This is a genomic window from Kocuria sp. KH4, from assembly GCF_053711175.1.
The window spans coordinates 64,661-81,836 of record NZ_JBSJYX010000018.1 but is presented as its reverse complement, the minus strand read 5'-3'; the positions used below and the strand labels follow the sequence as shown (position 1 = coordinate 81,836).

Sequence of the window (17,176 nt, the reverse complement as noted above, 5' to 3'; positions counted from 1 at the left end):
GCCCGGGGACGTCCCCGGGCACGCGCCGCCGGGTCAGCGCTGCAGCTGCTCCGCGGCGGTGGGGTCGGAGTCGTTGAGGAACGTCTGGATGCGCTCGGCCTCGTCGAACTCGCCGATCGCGGCCGCGGCCCGGCCGAGGGCGGACAGCGCGCGGAGGAAGCCGCGGTTGGGCTCGTGGGAGAACGGGATGGGCCCGTGGCCCTTCCAGCCGTGGCCGCGCAGGGCGTCCAGGCCGCGGTGGTAGCCCACGCGGGCGAACGCGTAGCCCTCCAACGTCCGGCCCTCGGCGAGGGCGTCCTCGGCGCACATCGCCCAGGCGAGGGACGCCTTCGGGAAGCGGGCCGCGAGGTCCTCCGCCTCATCGCCCGCCTCGATGCGTTCGGCCAGCGCCGGGTCCGCCGAGAGGCGGGTGGGCTCGGGGCCGTCGAGCAGGTTCTTGCCGGTGAGGCTCATGGGGAGGGGTCCTTTCGGTGCGCGGAGCTGCGGGATGCGTGCGGGACGCGGGACGGACGACGGCGGCGCCCCGCTCGGGCGGGGCGCCGCCGTCGGTCCCGCGCGACCGCGGAGGGTGGTGGCGCTACTTGACGGAGGTCCCGGCGGAGCCGAGGTCCTGGCAGGCCTCGACCACGCGGGCGGCCATGGACTCCTCGGCCAGGGCGCCCCACACGCGCGGGTCGTACTTCTTCTTGTTGCCGACCTCGCCGTCGATCTTCAGCACCCCGTCGTAGTTCGCGAACATGAAGCCGGCGATCGGGCGGGTGAACGCGTACTGGGTGTCGGTGTCCACGTTCATCTTGACCACGCCGTAGGAGACGGCGTCGGCGATCTCCTGCGCGGAGGACCCGGAGCCGCCGTGGAAGACGAGGTCGAAGGGCCGGTCCTGGCCGAGCTTGGCCCCGACCTCCTGCTGGATCTGCTGCAGCAGCTCCGGGCGCAGCTTGACCCCACCGGGCTTGTACACGCCGTGCACGTTGCCGAAGGTGAGGGCCGTGAGGTAGCGGCCGTTCTCCCCGGCGCCGAGGGCCTCCACCGTGGCCAGGCCGTCCTCGACCGTGGAGTAGAGCTTCTCGTTGATCTCGTTCTCGACGCCGTCCTCCTCGCCGCCGACCGCGCCGATCTCGACCTCGAGGATGATCTTGGCCTTGGACGTGCGGGCCAGCAGCTCCTGGGCGATCTTCAGGTTCTCGTCGAGCTCGATCGCCGAGCCGTCCCACATGTGGGACTGGAAGATCGGGTCCTCGCCGCGGGCCACGGCCTTCTCCGACGCCTCCAGCAGCGGCAGCACGAAGCCCTCGAGCTTGTCCTGCGGGCAGTGGTCGGTGTGCAGGGCGATGTTGACGTCGTAGTTCTTCGCGACCTCGCGGGCGTACGCCGCCATCGCGAGCGAGCCGGTGACCATGTCCTTGACGGAGGCCCCGGACCAGTAGGCGGCCCCGCCGGTGGAGGCCTGGATGATGCCGTCCGAGCCGGCCTCGGCGAAGCCGCGGATGGCCGCGTTGAGGGTCTGGGAGGAGGTGACGTTGATCGCCGGGTAGGCGAAGCCCTTCTCCTTCGCGCGGTCGATCATCTCGGCGTAGACGTCAGGGGTTGCGATGGGCATGCTGGCTCCTTCGGGTCGGGTGTGGCCTGCCTCCCACTCTAGCCAAACCGCCGCCGGGGGACGACGGACGGCCGTCACGGGTCGTGCCCTCAGCCCGGCGGCTGGCCGTACACGTGGCGGCGGACCCACGCGTGCATGGCCACGGCGGCCGCGGCGGAGGCGTTGATCGAGCGCGTGGAGCCGAACTGGGCGATCGACAGGGTCGCCCCCGCCGCGGCGTGCATCTCGGGGCTGAGGCCGGGGCCCTCCTGCCCGAACACCAGCACGCAGCGCTCCGGCAGGTCGTAGGTCTCCAGCTGCCCGGAGTCCGGGAAGTTGTCGATCCCGATGACGGGCAGCCCCTCGGCGGACGCCCAGGCCGCGAACTCCTCGACGCTCGCGTGGTGGCGCACGTGCTGGTAGCGGTCGGTGACCATGGCCCCGCGCCGGTTCCAGCGCCGCCGCCCCACGATGTGCACCTCCCGGGCGAGGAAGGCGTTGGCGGTGCGCACCACGGAGCCGATGTTGAGGTCGTGCTGCCAGTTCTCCACGGCCACGTGGAAGCCGTGCCGGCGGGTGTCGAGGTCGGCGACGATCGCCTCCACGGTCCAGTACCGGTAGCCGTCCACGACGTTGCGGCGGTCCCCGTGCGCCAGCAGCTCCGGGTCCCACTGCGCGCCCTCGGGCCAGGAGCCCTCCCACGGGCCGACGCCCACCGCGGGCCCGGCCGCGGCGGCCTCGGCGGCGGGGTCAGTCAAGTCCGAGCTCGTCCTTCGTGAAGGCGTAGAGGCAGGGCACGCCCGCCGTCTCCTGGATGCGCTCCTTGGCGCCGGTGCGCCGGTCCACGATGATGGCCACGGCCACCACGTTGGCGCCGGCCCGCTGCAGGGCCTCCACCGCGGTGAGCGCCGAGCCCCCGGTCGTGGAGGTGTCCTCGACGACGACGACGTCGCGGCCGGCCACCGGCGGGCCCTCGACCTGCCGGCCCATCCCGTAGCTCTTCTGGGCCTTGCGGACCACGAACGCGTCCACCGCCCGCCCCCGGTCCCCGGCGGCGTACATGATCGCGTGCCCCACCGGGTCGGCGCCCATGGTCAGCCCGCCCACGGCGTCGAAGGAGATCCCGGCGTCGTCGAGCATGGCGAGCATCACCTGGCCCACGTGCCGGGAGGCCTCGTGGTGCAGGGTCACGCGCCGCAGGTCCACGTAGTAGTCGGCCTCGATGCCGCTGGCCAGGGTGACCTTGCCGTGCACCACGGCGAGGTCGATGATCAGCCGGCGGAGGCGTTCGCGGGCGGTCGCGAGGTCCACGGGCGAGAAGTCGGTGGTCATGGGCCCCAGTCTATGGGGCCGCGGATCCGCCGGTGCCCCGCCCGGGGCCGGGCGGTCCGCCCGGCCCCGGTGCGGCACCGGGCGCGTGGACGGCGTTTGACGATCCGCCCGGAAGGGTATGAGCTGTGCCGGGACGGATGCGGACGATCGAGACGGAAGGAGTCCCGTGCCGGAATGGCTCCTGGCCGGTGGTGCCGGTCTGCTGGCGGGCGGCGCCCTGCTGCTGGGCAGCGCGATCGCGTGGTTCGTGCGGGTGCCGGCCCGGGTGGTCGCGGTGGTCATGGCCTTCGGCGCCGGTGTGCTGATCTCGGCGCTGGCCTTCGAGCTCGTCCAGGAGGCCGTGGACGAGGGCGGCCTGGCACCCACCGCCTCGGGCTTCCTGGCGGGCTCGGTGGTCTACGTGGCCCTCAACGTCCTGCTGGCCCGACACGGCGCCCGGCACCGCAAACGCTCCGGGGATCAGCAGCCCTCGCAGGCCGACCACGGCGGCAGCGGTGGGGCGATCGCGATCGGGGCGCTGCTGGACGGGGTCCCGGAGTCCATGGTGCTGGGGCTGAGCTTCCTGGGCGGGGGCGGGCTGAGCCTGCCGATGTTCGCCGCGGTGTTCATCTCCAACGTCCCGGAGGGGCTCTCCAGCACGGCGGGCTGGAAGCGGGCCGGGCGCGGCCCCGGCTACGTGTTCGGCATCTGGGGGACGATCGCGGCGGCCTCGGGGCTGGCGGCCCTGCTCGGCTACCTGCTGCTGGACGGGGCCGCGCCGGCCACGCTGGCCTTCGTCAACGCCGTGGCCGCCGGGGCCATCCTGGCGATGGTCACCGACACGATGATCCCGGAGGCCTTCGAGAAGGCCGCCCTGTACTCCGGGCTGATCGCCACGCTGGGCTTCCTGGCGGCCTTCAGCCTGCACTCCCTGGGCTGACCGGCGCCCCGGCGGGGAGGGCGGCGTCGTCCTGGTGGGCCCGTCCGCGGTGGAGCCGCGGTCCGGGCCGGTGCCGGGGTCAGCGCGGGGCCATCCGCAGGGCGCCGTCCATCCGGACCGTGGTGCCGTTGAGGTAGTCGTTGTCCAGGAAGGACGCGACGAGCTGGGCGAACTCCTGCGGCCGGCCGAGCCGGCGCGGGAAGGGCACGCCCGCGGCGAGCCCCTGCCGGAACTCCTCGCCGACCGCCGCGAGCATGGGGGTCTCGATCACGCCGGGGGCGATGGTGTTCACGCGGATGCCCGAGCTGGCGAGGTCGCGGGCCGCGGTGATGCATAGGCTGTGCACCCCGCCCTTCGACGCCGCGTAGGCGGCCTGCCCGACCTGGCCCTCGAACGCCGCGACGGAGGCGGTGTTGACGATCAGCCCGCGCTGCCCGTCGTCGTCGACGGGGTCGGTGGCGGCGATCCGCTCCGCGGCGAGCGCGAGGACCGTGAAGGTGCCGAGCAGGTTGACCCGCAGGACGGTCTCGAACAGGTCGAGGTCGTGCACCCCCCGCTTGCCCAGCACCCGGGCCGAGGGCCCGATCCCGGCGCAGTTGACGACGGTGCGCAGCGGCCCGGCCGCGGCCGCGGCGGCCACGGCCTCGCGCACGGCGTCGCGGTCGGTGACGTCGGCGGCCGCGTAGCGCACGCCGGGGACGTCGGGGGCGGCGGCGACGGCGGCGGGCAGGTCCACGCCCACGACCCGCGCGCCGCGCCCGGCGAGCATCGCGGCGGTGGCGGCGCCAAGCCCGGAGGCGGCGCCGGTGACGAGGGCGGAGGTGTCGGTGACGTCCATGGGGTCCTTTCACGGGGGCGGACGGCCCCGGCCGGGCGGTTCGGGCCGGGCGGTTCGGGCAGGCGGCTCAGACGAAGGCGGAGACGCCGGTGACGGCGCGGCCCACGATGAGGGCGTTGATCTCGTAGGTGCCCTCGTAGGTGTAGATGATCTCGACGTCGTTGAACAGCTTGGCCATCTCGTGGTCGGTGACCACGCCGTTGCCGCCGAGCAGGTTCCGGCCCAGGGCCGCCGACTCCCGGGCCAGGGACGTGGTGGTGGCCTTGGCCAGGGCGGCGTGCGGCATGTCGAAGGCGCCGTCCTCCTGCAGCCGGGCGAGCTGGGCCATCAGCCCCAGGGAGGCGGTGGCGTTGCCGAGGATCCGGGCCAGCGGCTCCTGCACGAGCTGGAACCCGGCCAGCGGCCGGCCGAACTGGGTCCGGTCCAGGGCGTAGGCGCGGGCCACGTCGAAGATGGCCAGCTGCGCCCCGGCGCTCTGCCAGCCGACCCAGGCCCGGGAGTTGCGCAGCATCTCGTTGGCGGCGGCGAAGCTGCCGGCCCCGGGCAGGGCGTTGGCGGCGGGGACGCGGACCTCGTCCAGGACGATGTCGGCGTTCTGCATGATCCGCAGCCCGATCTTGTGCTCGATCTTGGCGGCCGACCAGCCCGGCCGGTCGGTCTCCACGAGGAAGCCCTTGACCTGGCCGTCGGCGGTGTCCCGGGCCCAGACGATGGCGACGTCGGCGATCGTGCCGGCCCCGATCCAGCGCTTGGCCCCGGTGAGCACCCACTCGTCCCCGTCCCGCACGGCCGTGGTGGCCAGGCCCCCGGCGATGTCGGAGCCGTGCTCGGGCTCGGTCAGGGCGAAGGCCCCGAGGGCGCGGAAGCAGCGCAGCTCCGGCAGCCAGCGCGCCTTCTGCTCGGGTGAGCCCAGGGCGTCGATCAGCCCGAGGATGAGCTCGTTGTGGATGCCGACCAGGGCGGACAGGGACACGTCCGCCCGGGCGACCTCGGCGTAGGCCAGACCCCGGAACAGCCGGCTCGCCCCGGAGAGCTCCAGCTCCCCCAGCCCGTGCCGGGCCAGGGCGGGGAGCAGGTGGGCCGGGAACTCCTCGCGGTTCCAGTACGGCGTGACGGCGGGGCGGACCTGGTCCTGGAGGAAGGCGTGCAGGTCGGCCAGCCGGGCGCGCTCGGCGGGCGGCAGGAGGGCGGCGAAGGAGAAGAGGTCGGCGTCCGGGAAGCGGATGCCGGCGACGTGCTCCACGGACGGGGATTCCCCGCGCAGGACCGGAGTCATGGAACGTCCTCTCGTCGGCCCGGGCGGAGTGGTGGCCCGCCGGGACCGGGTCGAACAGTACGGTGGTGAGTAACATCGTACTGTGACCCACATCACCCCACCAGCCGCGGCGCGCGGGGCCGCGGCCCGCACGCCCCGCCAGCAGCAGCTCTTCGACGAGCTGCTCGGGATCTTCCTGCGCGAGGGCTTCCGCGAGTTCACCATGGACGGCGCCGCGGCGCGGCTGCGCTGCTCCAAGGCCACGATCTACGCCCTGGCCGGCAGCCGGGAGGAGCTGGTGCGGGCGGTGCTGGTGGCCTTCTTCCGGCAGGTCAGCCGGGGCACCGAGGAGGCCCTGCGCGGTCCGGGCGGGGCGGGGCACCGGCTGCGCGCCTACCTGGAGGCGATGGCCGAGCAGCTGCGGCCGGCTTCCGCCCGGTTCCTGCAGGACGTGGCCGGCTCCCCCGTGGCCTCGGAGGTCTACGAGCGCAACACGCGGATCGCCTCGGCCAAGCTCGCCGGGCTCGTGGCCGAGGGCGTGGCCGCGGGCGAGTTCCGCCCCGTGCCCACCGGGTTCATCGCGGAGCTGATCTCCTCGGCCATGGACCGGATCCAGCAGCGCACCGGCCTGGGCGGGGTGGAGGGTCCCGGCGCCTACCGGGAGCTGGGCCTGCTGATCGTGGGCGGCATCCGGGCGGAGCGGCCCCGGTACGGCCGGGCCGAGGAGGACTGACCCGGGGAGACCGGCCCGAGGGGTCCGGGCCGGACCGGAGGGCGCCGGTGCCGGGCCGCCGGGAAGCGCGTCAGGACGCGCCGGCGACCCGCCCGTGCTCGAGGCGGACCTCGGCGTCGGCGAGGGCCTCGACGTCGGCGGGGTCGTGCGTGACGACCACGGCCATGCGCCCGGCGAGCACCCGCCGCAGGAGCTCGCGCAGGGCCGGGGCGGCGGTGCTGTCGAGGGAGGCGAAGGGCTCGTCGAGCAGCAGCAGCCGCGGGTCCGCGGCGAGCGCGCGGGCCACGGCCACCCGTTGGGCCTGCCCCCCGGACAGCGCGGCGGGGCGGCGGTGCGCCAGAGGGGCGGCGCCCACGGCCTCGAGCCACTGCGCGGCCGCCGCCCGCGCCCGGCGCCGGCCCGCCCCCCGGGAGCGGGGCCCGAAGGCGACGTTCTCGAGCACGCTCAGGTGCGGGAACAGCAGCGGGTCCTGGGCGAGCAGGACCACCCCGCGGTCGTGCGCCGGGACCCACGGGCCGCGCCCGGCGGCGTCGAGGTCGAACAGCACCCGACCGTCCAGGGCGGCCCGGCCGGTGTCCGGCACGAGCAGCCCGGCGACGACCGCGAGCAGCGAGGACTTGCCCGCCCCGTTGGGCCCGGTGACCGCCAGGGTCTGCCCGTCGGGGACCGACACGGCCAGGTCCAGGTCCCGGGCGCGCAGCCGGACGGTGGCCTCCAGGCTCACGCCGCCGCTCCCGGGCCGGCCCCGGAGCCGGCCCCGGGCCGCGGTCCGGGACCCCGGAGCCGGCCGGGCGCGGAGATCCCCACCACGAGCACCGCGACCAGCACGAGCACGAGCGAGAGCGCGATCGCGGCGTCGGGGTCCGTCTCGCGCTGCAGGTAGATCTCGAGCGGCAGGGTGCGGGTGACGCCCTCGAGGCTGCCGGCGAAGGTCAGGGTGGCCCCGAACTCGCCCAGGCTGCGGGCGAAGGCGAGCACGGCCCCCGAGGCCAGTCCCGGCAGGGCCAGCGGCAGGCTCACCCGGCGCAGCACGGTGCCGGGGCCCGCCCCGAGGGTCGCCGCGACCCGCTCGTAGCGCTCCCCCGCGGTGCGCAGGGCGCCCTCCAGGCTGACGACCAGGAACGGCAGGGACACGAAGGTCTGGGCGAGCACCACGGCCGCGGTCGAGAAGGCGATGCTGATCCCGGCGAGCTCGAGGTGGCGGCCGATCAGGCCGTGGCGCCCGAACGTGTACAGCAGGGCCAGGCCGCCGACGACGGGCGGCAGGACCAGCGGGAGCAGCACGAGGCCGCGCAGCGCACGCCGGCCGGGGAACTCGGTGCGGGCCAGCAGCAGCGCCAGGGGCACGCCCAGGAGCACGCACAGCGCGGTGCTCGCGGCGGCCGTGCGCAGGCTCAGCCCGAGGGCGCGCAGGGCCGAGGGCGAGCCGATCAGGCCGAGGAACCCGGCCCAGTCCACCCGGGCGAGCATCCCGAGCACCGGCAGGACCACCACCAGGGCGCCCAGGGCCGCCGGGGCCCACACCCAGCCGGGCACGGTGCTGAAGCCGCGGGGGCGGCGCCGGATCACGGCGGCCCGGACCCGGCCGGCGCCGGAGGGCCCGGTCTGCACCACGGCCTCACGTCCCGGGGGTCTCGACGACCACGTCGGTCGACTTGACCACGGCCGTGGCCACACGGCCGGGCTCCAGGCCGAGGTCCCGGACGGCCTCGGTGCTCATCAGCGAGACCACCCGGTGCGGGCCGCACTGCAGCTCCACCTGGGACATCACGGTGTCGGACACCACCTCGGTGACCAGGCCCACGAACCGGTTGCGCGCCGAGCTGGCGACGCGGGCGGGGTCCTCGGGCCGGACGGAGCGCTCCTTGAGCAGGCGGGCCAGCTCCAGCCCGTCCACCACGCTCTGGCCGGTGGCGCTCCGGGTGCTGCCCAGCGTGCCCTGCTCGATCCAGCGCCGGACGGTGTCGTCGCTGACGCCGAGGAAGCGGGCCGCGTCGGCGATCCTGATCTCGGTCATGGCGCCATGCTATCCGCATCTGCGGTCCACGACCGGGGACCTCGGTCTCAGATGCGGACCCGGCCTGCGCGCCGGGGGCGGCACGCGGGTCCAGGCGGGCTCAGCCGCCGGCGACGACCTGCTGGACGGCCTCGCCGTAGCGCTCGAGCTTGGCGTCGCCGACGCCGGAGATGCCGCGCAGCTCGCCCAGCGTGCTCGGCCGGGCCTGGGCGATCGCGGCGAGGGTGGCGTCGTTGAACACGACGTACGCCGGCACGCCCTGCTCCTTCGCCACCCCGGCGCGCCAGGCCCGCAGCTGCTGGAAGAGCTCCTCCTGGGGCTCGTCGAGGACCGGCCGTGCCGCGCCCGCCCGCGGCGCGCGGACGGTTCGGGACCGCTCGGGCTCGCGGCGCAGCCGCACCTCCCGCTGCCCGCGCAGCACCTCCGCCGCGGCGGGGGTGAGCGTCAGGACGCCGTACTCGCCCTGCACCTGGAGCAGGCCCTGGGCCAGCAGCTGGCGCACCACCCCGCGCCACTCCTGCTCGCCCAGCTCGGTGCCGATGCCGAAGGTGGTGAGCTCGGTGTGGCGCATCCGCACCACCCGGTCGGTCTCCCGGCCGAGCAGGATGTCCACCAGGTGCCCGGCGCCGAAGCGCTGGCCCCGCTCCCGGTCCAGCCGCACGACCGTGGACAGGAGCTTCTGCGCCGGCACCGTGCCGTCGAAGGCCTCGGGCGGGCTGAGACAGGTGTCGCAGTTGCCGCACGGTCCGCTGTCCTCGCCGAAGTAGCGCAGCAGCTGCTGGCGGCGGCACTGCACGGTCTCGCACAGCGCGAGCATCGCGTCCAGGTGCAGGCTCTGGGCGCGCTTGCGCTGCCGGTCCCCCTCGCCGTCCTCGATCATCCGCCGCTGCTGGACGACGTCCTGCAGCCCGTAGGCCAGCCACGCCGTGGACGGCAGCCCGTCGCGCCCGGCGCGGCCGGTCTCCTGGTAGTAGCCCTCCACGCTCTTGGGCAGATCGAGGTGGGCGACGAAGCGTACGTCGGGCTTGTCGATGCCCATGCCGAAGGCGATGGTCGCGACCATGACGATCCCGTCCTCGCGCAGGAAGCGGGTCTGGTGGTGGGCGCGCAGCTCGGCGGGCAGCCCGGCGTGGTACGGCAGCGCGGGCACGCCCTGGGCGGCCAGCCACTCGGCCGTGCGCTCCACCGAGGCGCGGCTGAGGCAGTAGACGATGCCGGCCTCGCCGCTGTGCTCGGTGCGGACGAGCTCCAGCAGCTGCCGGCGGGCGTCCTTCTTGGGCCCCACGCGGTACTGGATGTTGGGCCGGTCGAAGCTGGAGACGAAGACGCGGGCGCCGTCCAGGCGGAGGTTGCGGACGATCTCCTCGCGCGTCTGCGCGGTGGCGGTCGCGGTGAGGGCGATGCGCGGGACCCGGGGCCACCGGTCGTGCAGGAGGGTCAGCCCGAGGTAGTCGGGGCGGAAGTCGTGCCCCCACTGGGCCACGCAGTGCGCCTCGTCGACGGCGAAGAGCGCGATGCGGGCGCGGTCGAGCAGGTCGGCGGCCACGGGCAGGCGTTCGGGGGCGAGGTAGAGCAGGTCGAGCTCGCCGGCCAGGAGGCGGCCCTCGACGGCGCGGCGCTCCTCGACGGTCTGGGTGGAGTTCAGGTACGCGGCGCGCACCCCGAGCTGCTCGAGGGCGTCGACCTGGTCGTGCATGAGCGCGATGAGCGGGCTGATGACCACCCCGGTGCCCTCCCGGACCAGCGCCGGGATCTGGTAGCACAGGCTCTTGCCGCCGCCGGTGGGCATGAGCACCAGCGCGTCCTCGCCGCGGACGATCGACTCGACGATCTCGGCCTGCTGCCCGCGGAAGGCGTCGTAGCCCCAGACGCGGGTGAGCACCTCGAGGGCCGCCGGCGCCGCCGGTCCCGCCGCGTCGGCCGCCCCGGGACCGTGCGGGGCCCGCCCGTCCGGGGCGTCCGGCGGGGGCTCGGTCCCGTCGGGCTCCGGCCCGCTCCACATCTCACCCACCCGGCCAGGGTAGCCGGTGCGGGCGCGGGGGCGTCACGGCCGGTGGGGGGCGCGCGGGGCGCGGCCCGGGGGCTGGCGCGGGACGGGGCCGGGCGGGCGCGGGGTGCGCAGCGGGGCGGTCGCGGGGCGGTCGGCCGTGACGGTCAGGGGCGCGCCGTCGATCCGCAGCGCCACCTCACCGGCCGCGCCGTCCAGCAGCCGCACGGTGGTGCCCGAGCGGGTCGTCTCCACGCCGAGCCGGTGGCCGCGCCACCGGAGGCGGAAGGCGATCCGGTGCAGGTCCTCCGGCAGGCGCGGGGCCAGGCGCAGCTGCCCGCCCTCCGTGTCCAGTCCGCCGAACCCGCAGACCACGGCCAGCCACGACCCGGCGGCGGAGGCCAGGTGCAGCCCCTGGCCGGCGTCCTGCTGGATGTCGCGCAGGTCCACGAGGGCGGACTCCCGCAGGTACTGGTACGCGAGGTCCAGGTGGCCCACGCGGGCGCAGACCACCGCCTGCACGCAGGCGGAGAGGGACGAGTCGCGGACGGTGCGCTGCTCGTAGTACTCCAGGTCCCGGGCGGTCTGCGCGGGGGTGAACTCCTCGGCGCACCACCACAGGGCCAGGACGAGGTCCGCCTGCTTGACGACCTGGCGGCGGTAGATCTTCGCGTAGTGGAAGTGCTCCTCCACGGGGTAGCCGTCCCGCCGGGCCTCGAAGTCCCACTCGCGGTAGGTCGTGAACCCCTCGTTGGCGGGGTGCACCCCGCACGCCGGGTCGTAGGGCACGTGGATCGCCTCCGCCACGGCCCGCCAGCGCTCCAGCTCCTCCGCCGTCACGGAGAGCCGCCCCACGTGCTCGGGGTGCGCCGCGCACGCGTCGGCGGCAGCCCGGAGGTTGCGCCGGGCCATGAGGTTGGTGAACACGTTGTCGTCGACCACCCCGGTGTACTCGTCCGGGCCGGTCATCCCGCGGTAGTGGACGGCGCCCTCGTGGTCCTCGTGCGCCATGGCCGCCCACACGCGCGCCGTCTCCACGAGGACGTCGACGCCGCCGACGGTGGTGAGGTCCTCGCCCGTGACGTCGGCGTACCAGCCGAAGGCCCGGGCGATGCCGGCGTTGACGTGCATGGCGGCGGTGCTGGCCGGCCAGTACGCCGAGGTCTCGTGCCCGTCGATGGTGCGCCAGGGGAAGGAGGCGCCGGCGAGGTCCAGGACCCGCGCCCGCTCCCGCGCCCCGTCCAGGGTGGAGGAGCGCCAGCGCAGCAGCCGGGCGGCGTCGAGCGGGCGCAGCAGCGCCAGCGCCGGCAGCACGAAGCCCTCGATGTCCCAGAAGGTGTGCCCGCTGTAGCCGCCGCCGGTGAGGCCCTTCGCCCCGACCGGGGCGCCGTCGACGCAGGCGGCGGCCTGCAGGAGCTGGAACAGGTCGAAGCGGACCGCCAGCTGCAGCTCCGGGTCGCTGTCCACCTCCACGTCGGCGCCGTCCCAGAACTCGTCCAGCTCGGCCCGCTGGGCGGTGAGCAGGCCGTCCCAGCCCCGGTGCCGGGCGCCGTCCAGCGCCGCGAGCGCCCGCTCCTGCAGGTCCACGGACGGGTCGTCCGTGGAGCTGACGTGGCACAGGTACTTGACGAACCCCACGCGCTCGCCGGGGCGCAGCTCCGCCACGAGCGTGGTGACGACCTGGTCGTCGTCGCCCCGGGTGCTGACGGTGCCGCCGTCCGGCAGCTCCACGGCGTGGTCCACGGCGGCGGCCACGCCGATCCTGCTGCCGTGGGTGCGGTGCACCAGGACCCCGCCCGTGTCGTGGCGGCGGCCGAGCCGGGCCCGGAAGGGCCGCTCCAGGACCTCGGCCACCCGTGGGTCGGCGTTGTCCACCTTGGGCGGGGTGCCGTTGACCACCAGGTCCGAGCGCACCACGACCTGGACGGCGCGGTCCACGGCCTCGACCTCGTAGCGGACGGCCGAGACGGAGCGCTGGACCAGCGAGACCAGGCGCGTGGAGGTCAGGCGCATCCGGGCGCCGCGGGGGGTGCGCCACTCGGTCTCCCGGCGCAGCGTGCCCTCGCGCAGGTCCAGCACCCGGTCGTGCTCCTCCGGCGGGTTCTCCCGGACGTCGAGCGGCACGCCGTCGACCTGCAGGCGCACGGTGCTGCCGTCTGCCACGCCGATGACGGCCTGCCCGTGCTCGGGGTGCCCGTAGCCGCCCTCGGGGTAGGACAGCGGGTGGTACTCGTAGACCCCGGACATGAAGGTGCCCCGGGAGGCGCTGGGCTGGGCCTCGTCCAGGGTGCCGCGCACCCCGACGTACCCGTTGGCCAGGGCGAAGACGGACTCCAGGGCCCCGCGCGCCCCGGGGTCGAGGGCGGACTCGCGGATCTGCCAGGCGGACGCGTCGTGCGGCGGTGTGGGCATGGGACCACGGTAGCGCCCCCGGAGGGCAGCCCCCCGGGTGCGGGGGCGGGCTCAGCGGTGGGTGAACCGCGGTTCGCGCTTCTCGGTGAACGCGGCCATGCCCTCCTTCTGGTCCTCCGTGGCGAACAGCGCGTGGAAGAGCCGGCGCTCGAACTGCACACCCTGCGCCAGCGTCGTCTCGAACGCGGCGTTGACGGCCTCCTTCGCGGCCAGCACCGAGGGCAGGGACTTCGCGGCGACGGTCTCCGCGACGCCCAGCGCCTCCTCGAGCAGCTGCGCCGCGGGCACCACCCGGGAGACGAGCCCGATCCGCTCGGCCTCCTCGGCGCCGATCGTCCGGCCGGTGAGGACCATGTCCATGGCCTTGGCCTTGCCCACGGCGCGGGCCAGCCGCTGGGACCCGCCCATCCCGGGGATCACCCCGAGGTTGATCTCGGGCTGGCCGAAGCGGGCCGTGTCCGCGGCGAGCAGGATGTCGCACATCATCGCCAGCTCGCACCCGCCGCCCAGGGCGTGGCCCGCCACGGCGGCGACCACGGGGGTGCGGACCCGGGTGAAGGCCTCCCAGCCCGCGAACCAGTCCGCGAGGTACATCTCCGCGGCGCCCCGCCCGGCCATCTCCTTGATGTCGGCGCCGGCGGCGAAGGCCTTCTCGGAGCCGGTCAGCACGATCGCCCCGATCCCGGGGTCGGCGTCCAGCGCGGCGGACGCGGCCACGACCTCGCGCAGGGTGGCCTCGTCGAGGGCGTTGAGGGCCTTCGGCCGGTGGAGGGTGATGATCCCGACCCGCCCGCGGGTCCCGACCAGGATGTTCCGGGGGGTCTCGCGGGAGTCGGTGCCGTGCGGGTCGCTCATGCTGGTCTCCTGGTTCGCGTGCTCGTCGTCGGGCTCGGTGGTGGTCGGAATCGGTGGTGGTCGTCGGATCGCGGAGGGCGGCGCCGGTCGGCGCCGGTCAGCCCGGCACGTCGAAGCCGTCCTGCCGCAGCTGCTCCCGGCCGGCGGGGCCGGTCACGAAGGCGGCGAACTCGGCGGCCCGGTCCTGCGCCGCGCCGTCCAGGCCCACCACCGTGTAGGTGTTCGCGGAGGCCGCGGCGCCGGGCAGCGGGACGCCGTCCAGCTCGTCCTCGTGGGCGGCCACGTCGGTGACGTAGACCAGTCCCGCGTCGGCCTGGCCGGAGCGGACCTTGCCCAGGACGTCGGTCACGGAGTTCTCCTCGCTCACCGGCCGCAGGGCGAGCCCGGCGCGCTCCTGGAGGGCGCGGGCGGCCCGGCCGCAGGGGACCTGCTCGGCGCACACCACGGTGGCCAGGTCCGCCCGCCGCAGGTCGGCCAGCGCGCGCACCCCGTGCGGATTGCCCTCGGCCACCGCGATCGTCAGGCGGTTGCCCGCCAGCTCCACCGGCTCGCCCACCGCCCGGCCCGAGGCCACGACCCGCTGCATGGTGGGCTCGTCCGCGGCGACGAACACGTCGGCGGGGGCGCCCTCGGCGATCTGGACGGCGAGGTCGGCGGAGCCGGCGAAGTTCAGGGCCACGTCCACGCCCGGGTGCTGCGCCTCGAACGCCGCGGCCAGCTCGGTGAACGCCCCGGTGAGGGAGGAGGCCGCGTAGACGTCGACGCGCTCCGGCGCGCCCGGGGTCCCGCAGCCGGACAGCGCCGCCCCGGCCAGCAGGACGCCCGCGGCGGCGGCCGGGCGGGCGCGCCGGCGCGCCCGGGCCGGGGTCCTGGAGCGGTGCAGGGGCATGGCCCGCATCCTACGCGGCGCCTCCCGCGGTGTCCTTGCGGCGCCGTCGGCGCCTCGCACTAGCATGGGTGCATGCGGAAACTCCAGGCGACAATCATCGACGAGATGGGCGTGAAGCCCGAGATCGACCCCCAGCAGGAGATCGAGGCGCGCGTCCAATTTCTCTGCGACTACCTCCGGGCCAGCCGCAGCCGGGGTTTCGTGCTCGGGATCAGCGGCGGCCTCGACTCCACGCTGGCGGGCCGGCTGGCCCAGCTGGCCGCCGAGAGGCTGCGCGCGGAGGGCGGCGAGGCGCAGTTCGTGGCGGTGCGCCTGCCGTACCGGGTCCAGCACGACGAGGACGACGCCCAGGCCGCCCTGCGCTTCATCGCCGCCGACCGCACCGTCACCTACGACATCGCCCCGGCGGTGGACGGCTTCGAGGGGGGCTTCGAGGACGCCACCGACCGGCGGATCTCCGACTTCAACAAGGGCAACATCAAGGCCCGCGTGCGGATGATCGCCCAGTACGCGATCGCCGGGGAGCACCAGTGCCTGGTGATCGGCACCGACCACGGCGCCGAGTCCGTGACCGGGTTCTTCACCAAGTACGGCGACGGCGGGGCGGACCTGCTGCCCCTGTTCGGGCTGAACAAGCGGCAGAACCGGCTCCTCGCCAAGACCCTCGGCGCCGAGGAGCGCCTGTGGGCGAAGGCGCCCACCGCCGACCTGCTCGACGAGGCCCCCGGCCAGACGGACGAGTCCGAGCTCGGGCTGTCCTACGACGACATCGACGACTATCTGGAGGGCCGCGACGTGGACGACGCCGTGGCGGAGAAGATCGAGCACCGCTGGCGCACGACCCGGCACAAGCGCACCACCCCGGCCACCGTCCTCGACGACTGGTGGCGCGACTGACCTCCGGCTTTCGGCGACGGCCGGGCCCCGCACCCGCCCGGGGTGCGGGGCCCGGCCGTCGCCGGGACGCCGTCAGCGGGTGACCCAGGTCCGCCCGGCCGCGTAGTGGACGGTGTGGCCCTTCGAGAAGCGCTGGCGCACCTCGGCGCCGTGGCGGTACTCGTCGGTGACGGGGAACCCGTAGCCGCGCTCCGCGCCGGCGGACGTCCAGGCCCGGCCGATCGCCCCGTACAGCTTGACCGCGCGGGAGCCCGTGCCGGCGCTCCACAGCACCCGGGTGGAGCGCCCGTCGCGGCGGAAGACCTGGTGGGCGCCCCCGCCGACGGGGCGTTCGTCCGTGGTCGGCAGGCCGTAGTTGTGCTCCCGGCCGGCCCCGATCCACTTCTGCCCGATCGAGCCGGAGTTCTTCACGGCCGTCGCCCCGTAGCCGGGGGCCCAGTAGATGGTGGTGGTGCGGCCGTCCCTGCGGAACTGCTGGTAGACCCCGCCGTCCACCAGGCCGCCGCGCTCGTTCATCGTGGGCTCCCCCAGCACCGCGGCCCCGCCCAGGCGCTGGTACTTGGTGGCGATCGCCCCGCGGACGGCGTAGGCGGGGGCGGTCGGCGGGGGCACGAACCCCTGGGCCGGGGTCGGGAACGTCCCGGGCACGGCCTGCCCGGCCGGATAGGCGTAGTAGTAGACGGTCAGGTAGGTCTCCCACCCGGGCCCGTCCGAGCCCGACGTGGCCACGTGGCTGACGCCGATGCCGAGGTGGGTCAGGTCCCGGGCGAACTGGTCGGTGCCGTTGCGGGGGAAGAAGTCCAGCAGGTAGTGGGTGAGCGCCTCGACCGCGTCGGTGCCCGCGAAGGCGCCGGTGAAGACGCCCTTCCCGTAGTACTGGTCCATCCGGACGCCGCCGGCCGGGGCGCCCGCCCAGGGGTCCGGGTTGCGCGACTCCTTGCGGGCGCCGGCCATGGTCTCGGCCCACTGCTGGGCGTTGCGGGACAGGGCCGTGTTGTAGACCAGCGGGGCACGCCTCGCCTGGCGCCGGTGCTCGTTGACGATCTCGAAGGCCTCGGTGACGTGCGCCGCCGTGGTGGGGTGCACGCCCGCGGAGGCCGCTCCGGCCGTCCCGCCGGTGGAGGGGGCCGCCGCCGGAGCGGCCGGAGCGGCCCCGGCGGCCGAGCCGCCCTCCAACGTCACGGCCGGTGCGCCGGCGGCGTGGACGGGCTCCTGCGGGGCGGGAGGAGGCGGTGCGGCGAGCGCGGCCGACGTCCCGCCGAGGAGCAGCGCGGCGGCGGTGGTCACGGTGAGCACGGTCCGTGCGAGGTTCATGGGGGTCTCTCCCTGCTGGGGTCGGCTCCGCCGGGGGCGCGGGCCAGCAGGAAATTAGCATCTGCAACTACCCGGGGCCGGGATCCCGGGGACGCCCCACGTCACCCGGCGCGGCGGCACGACGCGGGAGGACGACGCGCGGGGGACGA

General features: G+C 75.3%; 17 protein-coding genes. 3 read left to right on the top strand and 14 right to left on the bottom strand.

Annotated elements, in window-relative coordinates:
* Positions 1-33: 33 nt before the first annotated feature.
* The 4 genes from ACWCOM_RS13320 to pyrE all read right to left on the bottom strand — a co-directional run bounded on the left by ACWCOM_RS13320 (position 34) and on the right by pyrE (position 2,911).
* Positions 34-453, bottom strand: a complete 420-nt coding sequence (locus tag ACWCOM_RS13320; protein ID WP_454549219.1) for a DUF3151 domain-containing protein — start codon at positions 451-453, stop codon at positions 34-36.
* Between the two features lie 124 nt (positions 454-577).
* Positions 578-1,600, bottom strand: coding sequence for a class II fructose-bisphosphate aldolase (gene fbaA, locus ACWCOM_RS13315; RefSeq protein WP_454549218.1), 1,023 nt, complete (start codon positions 1,598-1,600; stop codon positions 578-580).
* A gap of 89 nt (positions 1,601-1,689) precedes the next feature.
* Entirely contained in the window at positions 1,690-2,337 is a 648-nt protein-coding gene (locus ACWCOM_RS13310) for a TrmH family RNA methyltransferase (protein WP_454549217.1), read from the bottom strand.
* Positions 2,330-2,911, bottom strand: coding sequence for an orotate phosphoribosyltransferase (gene pyrE, locus ACWCOM_RS13305; protein WP_454549216.1), 582 nt, complete (start codon positions 2,909-2,911; stop codon positions 2,330-2,332). Before pyrE ends, ACWCOM_RS13310 begins: the two co-directional genes overlap by 8 nt.
* 166 nt (positions 2,912-3,077) lie before the next feature.
* On the opposite strand from pyrE, the gene ACWCOM_RS13300 reads away from it, so the two are divergent.
* Entirely contained in the window at positions 3,078-3,830 is a 753-nt protein-coding gene (locus ACWCOM_RS13300) for a ZIP family metal transporter (RefSeq protein WP_454549215.1), read from the top strand.
* A gap of 79 nt (positions 3,831-3,909) precedes the next feature.
* Here the strand turns inward: ACWCOM_RS13300 and ACWCOM_RS13295 are convergent, their stop codons facing one another.
* Together ACWCOM_RS13295 and ACWCOM_RS13290 are read right to left on the bottom strand one after the other, a co-directional pair.
* Entirely contained in the window at positions 3,910-4,668 is a 759-nt protein-coding gene (locus tag ACWCOM_RS13295) for an SDR family NAD(P)-dependent oxidoreductase (protein ID WP_454549214.1), read from the bottom strand.
* 67 nt (positions 4,669-4,735) lie between these two features.
* Positions 4,736-5,944, bottom strand: coding sequence for an acyl-CoA dehydrogenase family protein (locus ACWCOM_RS13290; RefSeq protein WP_454549213.1), 1,209 nt, complete (start codon positions 5,942-5,944; stop codon positions 4,736-4,738).
* An 82-nt stretch (positions 5,945-6,026) separates the two neighbouring features.
* Here ACWCOM_RS13290 and ACWCOM_RS13285 point away from each other — a divergent pair, with 82 nt between their 5' ends.
* The gene (locus tag ACWCOM_RS13285) at positions 6,027-6,656 is read left to right on the top strand and encodes a TetR/AcrR family transcriptional regulator (protein WP_454549212.1); all 630 of its coding nucleotides are present in this window, start codon (positions 6,027-6,029) and stop codon (positions 6,654-6,656) included.
* Between the two features lie 70 nt (positions 6,657-6,726).
* Here the strand turns inward: ACWCOM_RS13285 and ACWCOM_RS13280 are convergent, their stop codons facing one another.
* The 7 genes from ACWCOM_RS13280 to modA all read right to left on the bottom strand — a co-directional run bounded on the left by ACWCOM_RS13280 (position 6,727) and on the right by modA (position 14,816).
* Complete coding sequence (locus tag ACWCOM_RS13280; protein ID WP_454549211.1) at positions 6,727-7,380, bottom strand: ATP-binding cassette domain-containing protein; 654 nt, start codon at positions 7,378-7,380, stop codon at positions 6,727-6,729.
* Positions 7,377-8,225, bottom strand: coding sequence for an ABC transporter permease (locus ACWCOM_RS13275; RefSeq protein WP_454549222.1), 849 nt, complete (start codon positions 8,223-8,225; stop codon positions 7,377-7,379). The genes ACWCOM_RS13280 and ACWCOM_RS13275 overlap by 4 nt, the downstream gene beginning before the upstream one ends.
* 49 nt (positions 8,226-8,274) lie before the next feature.
* Complete coding sequence (locus ACWCOM_RS13270) at positions 8,275-8,673, bottom strand: TOBE domain-containing protein (RefSeq protein WP_156269187.1); 399 nt, start codon at positions 8,671-8,673, stop codon at positions 8,275-8,277.
* Between the two features lie 100 nt (positions 8,674-8,773).
* On the bottom strand, positions 8,774-10,675 hold the full coding sequence (recQ, locus tag ACWCOM_RS13265) for a DNA helicase RecQ (RefSeq protein WP_454549221.1): 1,902 nt from the start codon (positions 10,673-10,675) through the stop codon (positions 8,774-8,776).
* 42 nt (positions 10,676-10,717) lie between these two features.
* The gene (locus tag ACWCOM_RS13260; protein WP_454549210.1) at positions 10,718-13,072 is read right to left on the bottom strand and encodes a glycoside hydrolase family 65 protein; all 2,355 of its coding nucleotides are present in this window, start codon (positions 13,070-13,072) and stop codon (positions 10,718-10,720) included.
* Positions 13,073-13,123: 51 nt separating this feature from the next.
* Positions 13,124-13,927: an enoyl-CoA hydratase gene (locus ACWCOM_RS13255; protein WP_454549209.1), complete on the bottom strand. Its 804-nt coding sequence runs from the start codon at positions 13,925-13,927 to the stop codon at positions 13,124-13,126.
* 97 nt (positions 13,928-14,024) lie between these two features.
* Positions 14,025-14,816: a molybdate ABC transporter substrate-binding protein gene (gene modA, locus ACWCOM_RS13250; protein WP_454549208.1), complete on the bottom strand. Its 792-nt coding sequence runs from the start codon at positions 14,814-14,816 to the stop codon at positions 14,025-14,027.
* 72 nt (positions 14,817-14,888) lie between these two features.
* Here modA and nadE point away from each other — a divergent pair, with 72 nt between their 5' ends.
* The gene (gene nadE, locus ACWCOM_RS13245; RefSeq protein ID WP_454549207.1) at positions 14,889-15,713 is read left to right on the top strand and encodes an ammonia-dependent NAD(+) synthetase; all 825 of its coding nucleotides are present in this window, start codon (positions 14,889-14,891) and stop codon (positions 15,711-15,713) included.
* 72 nt (positions 15,714-15,785) lie between these two features.
* Here the strand turns inward: nadE and ACWCOM_RS13240 are convergent, their stop codons facing one another.
* On the bottom strand, positions 15,786-17,027 hold the full coding sequence (locus ACWCOM_RS13240) for a CAP domain-containing protein (RefSeq protein WP_454549206.1): 1,242 nt from the start codon (positions 17,025-17,027) through the stop codon (positions 15,786-15,788).
* Between the last annotated feature and the right edge of the window lie 149 nt (positions 17,028-17,176).

What these genes read in the sequence shown, in the direction of transcription:
- ACWCOM_RS13320 (WP_454549219.1), bottom strand. Translation starts at nt 453, where the DNA reads ATGAGCCTCACCGGCAAGAACCTGCTCGACGGCCCCGAGCCCACCCGC.
- fbaA (WP_454549218.1), bottom strand. Translation starts at nt 1,600, where the DNA reads ATGCCCATCGCAACCCCTGACGTCTACGCCGAGATGATCGACCGCGCG.
- pyrE (WP_454549216.1), bottom strand. Translation starts at nt 2,911, where the DNA reads ATGACCACCGACTTCTCGCCCGTGGACCTCGCGACCGCCCGCGAACGC.
- ACWCOM_RS13295 (WP_454549214.1), bottom strand. Translation starts at nt 4,668, where the DNA reads ATGGACGTCACCGACACCTCCGCCCTCGTCACCGGCGCCGCCTCCGGG.
- ACWCOM_RS13290 (WP_454549213.1), bottom strand. Translation starts at nt 5,944, where the DNA reads ATGACTCCGGTCCTGCGCGGGGAATCCCCGTCCGTGGAGCACGTCGCC.
- ACWCOM_RS13270 (WP_156269187.1), bottom strand. Translation starts at nt 8,673, where the DNA reads ATGACCGAGATCAGGATCGCCGACGCGGCCCGCTTCCTCGGCGTCAGC.
- recQ (WP_454549221.1), bottom strand. Translation starts at nt 10,675, where the DNA reads ATGTGGAGCGGGCCGGAGCCCGACGGGACCGAGCCCCCGCCGGACGCC.
- ACWCOM_RS13260 (WP_454549210.1), bottom strand. Translation starts at nt 13,072, where the DNA reads ATGCCCACACCGCCGCACGACGCGTCCGCCTGGCAGATCCGCGAGTCC.
- ACWCOM_RS13255 (WP_454549209.1), bottom strand. Translation starts at nt 13,927, where the DNA reads ATGAGCGACCCGCACGGCACCGACTCCCGCGAGACCCCCCGGAACATC.
- modA (WP_454549208.1), bottom strand. Translation starts at nt 14,816, where the DNA reads ATGCCCCTGCACCGCTCCAGGACCCCGGCCCGGGCGCGCCGGCGCGCC.
- nadE (WP_454549207.1), top strand. Translation starts at nt 14,889, where the DNA reads ATGCGGAAACTCCAGGCGACAATCATCGACGAGATGGGCGTGAAGCCC.
- ACWCOM_RS13240 (WP_454549206.1), bottom strand. Translation starts at nt 17,027, where the DNA reads ATGAACCTCGCACGGACCGTGCTCACCGTGACCACCGCCGCCGCGCTG.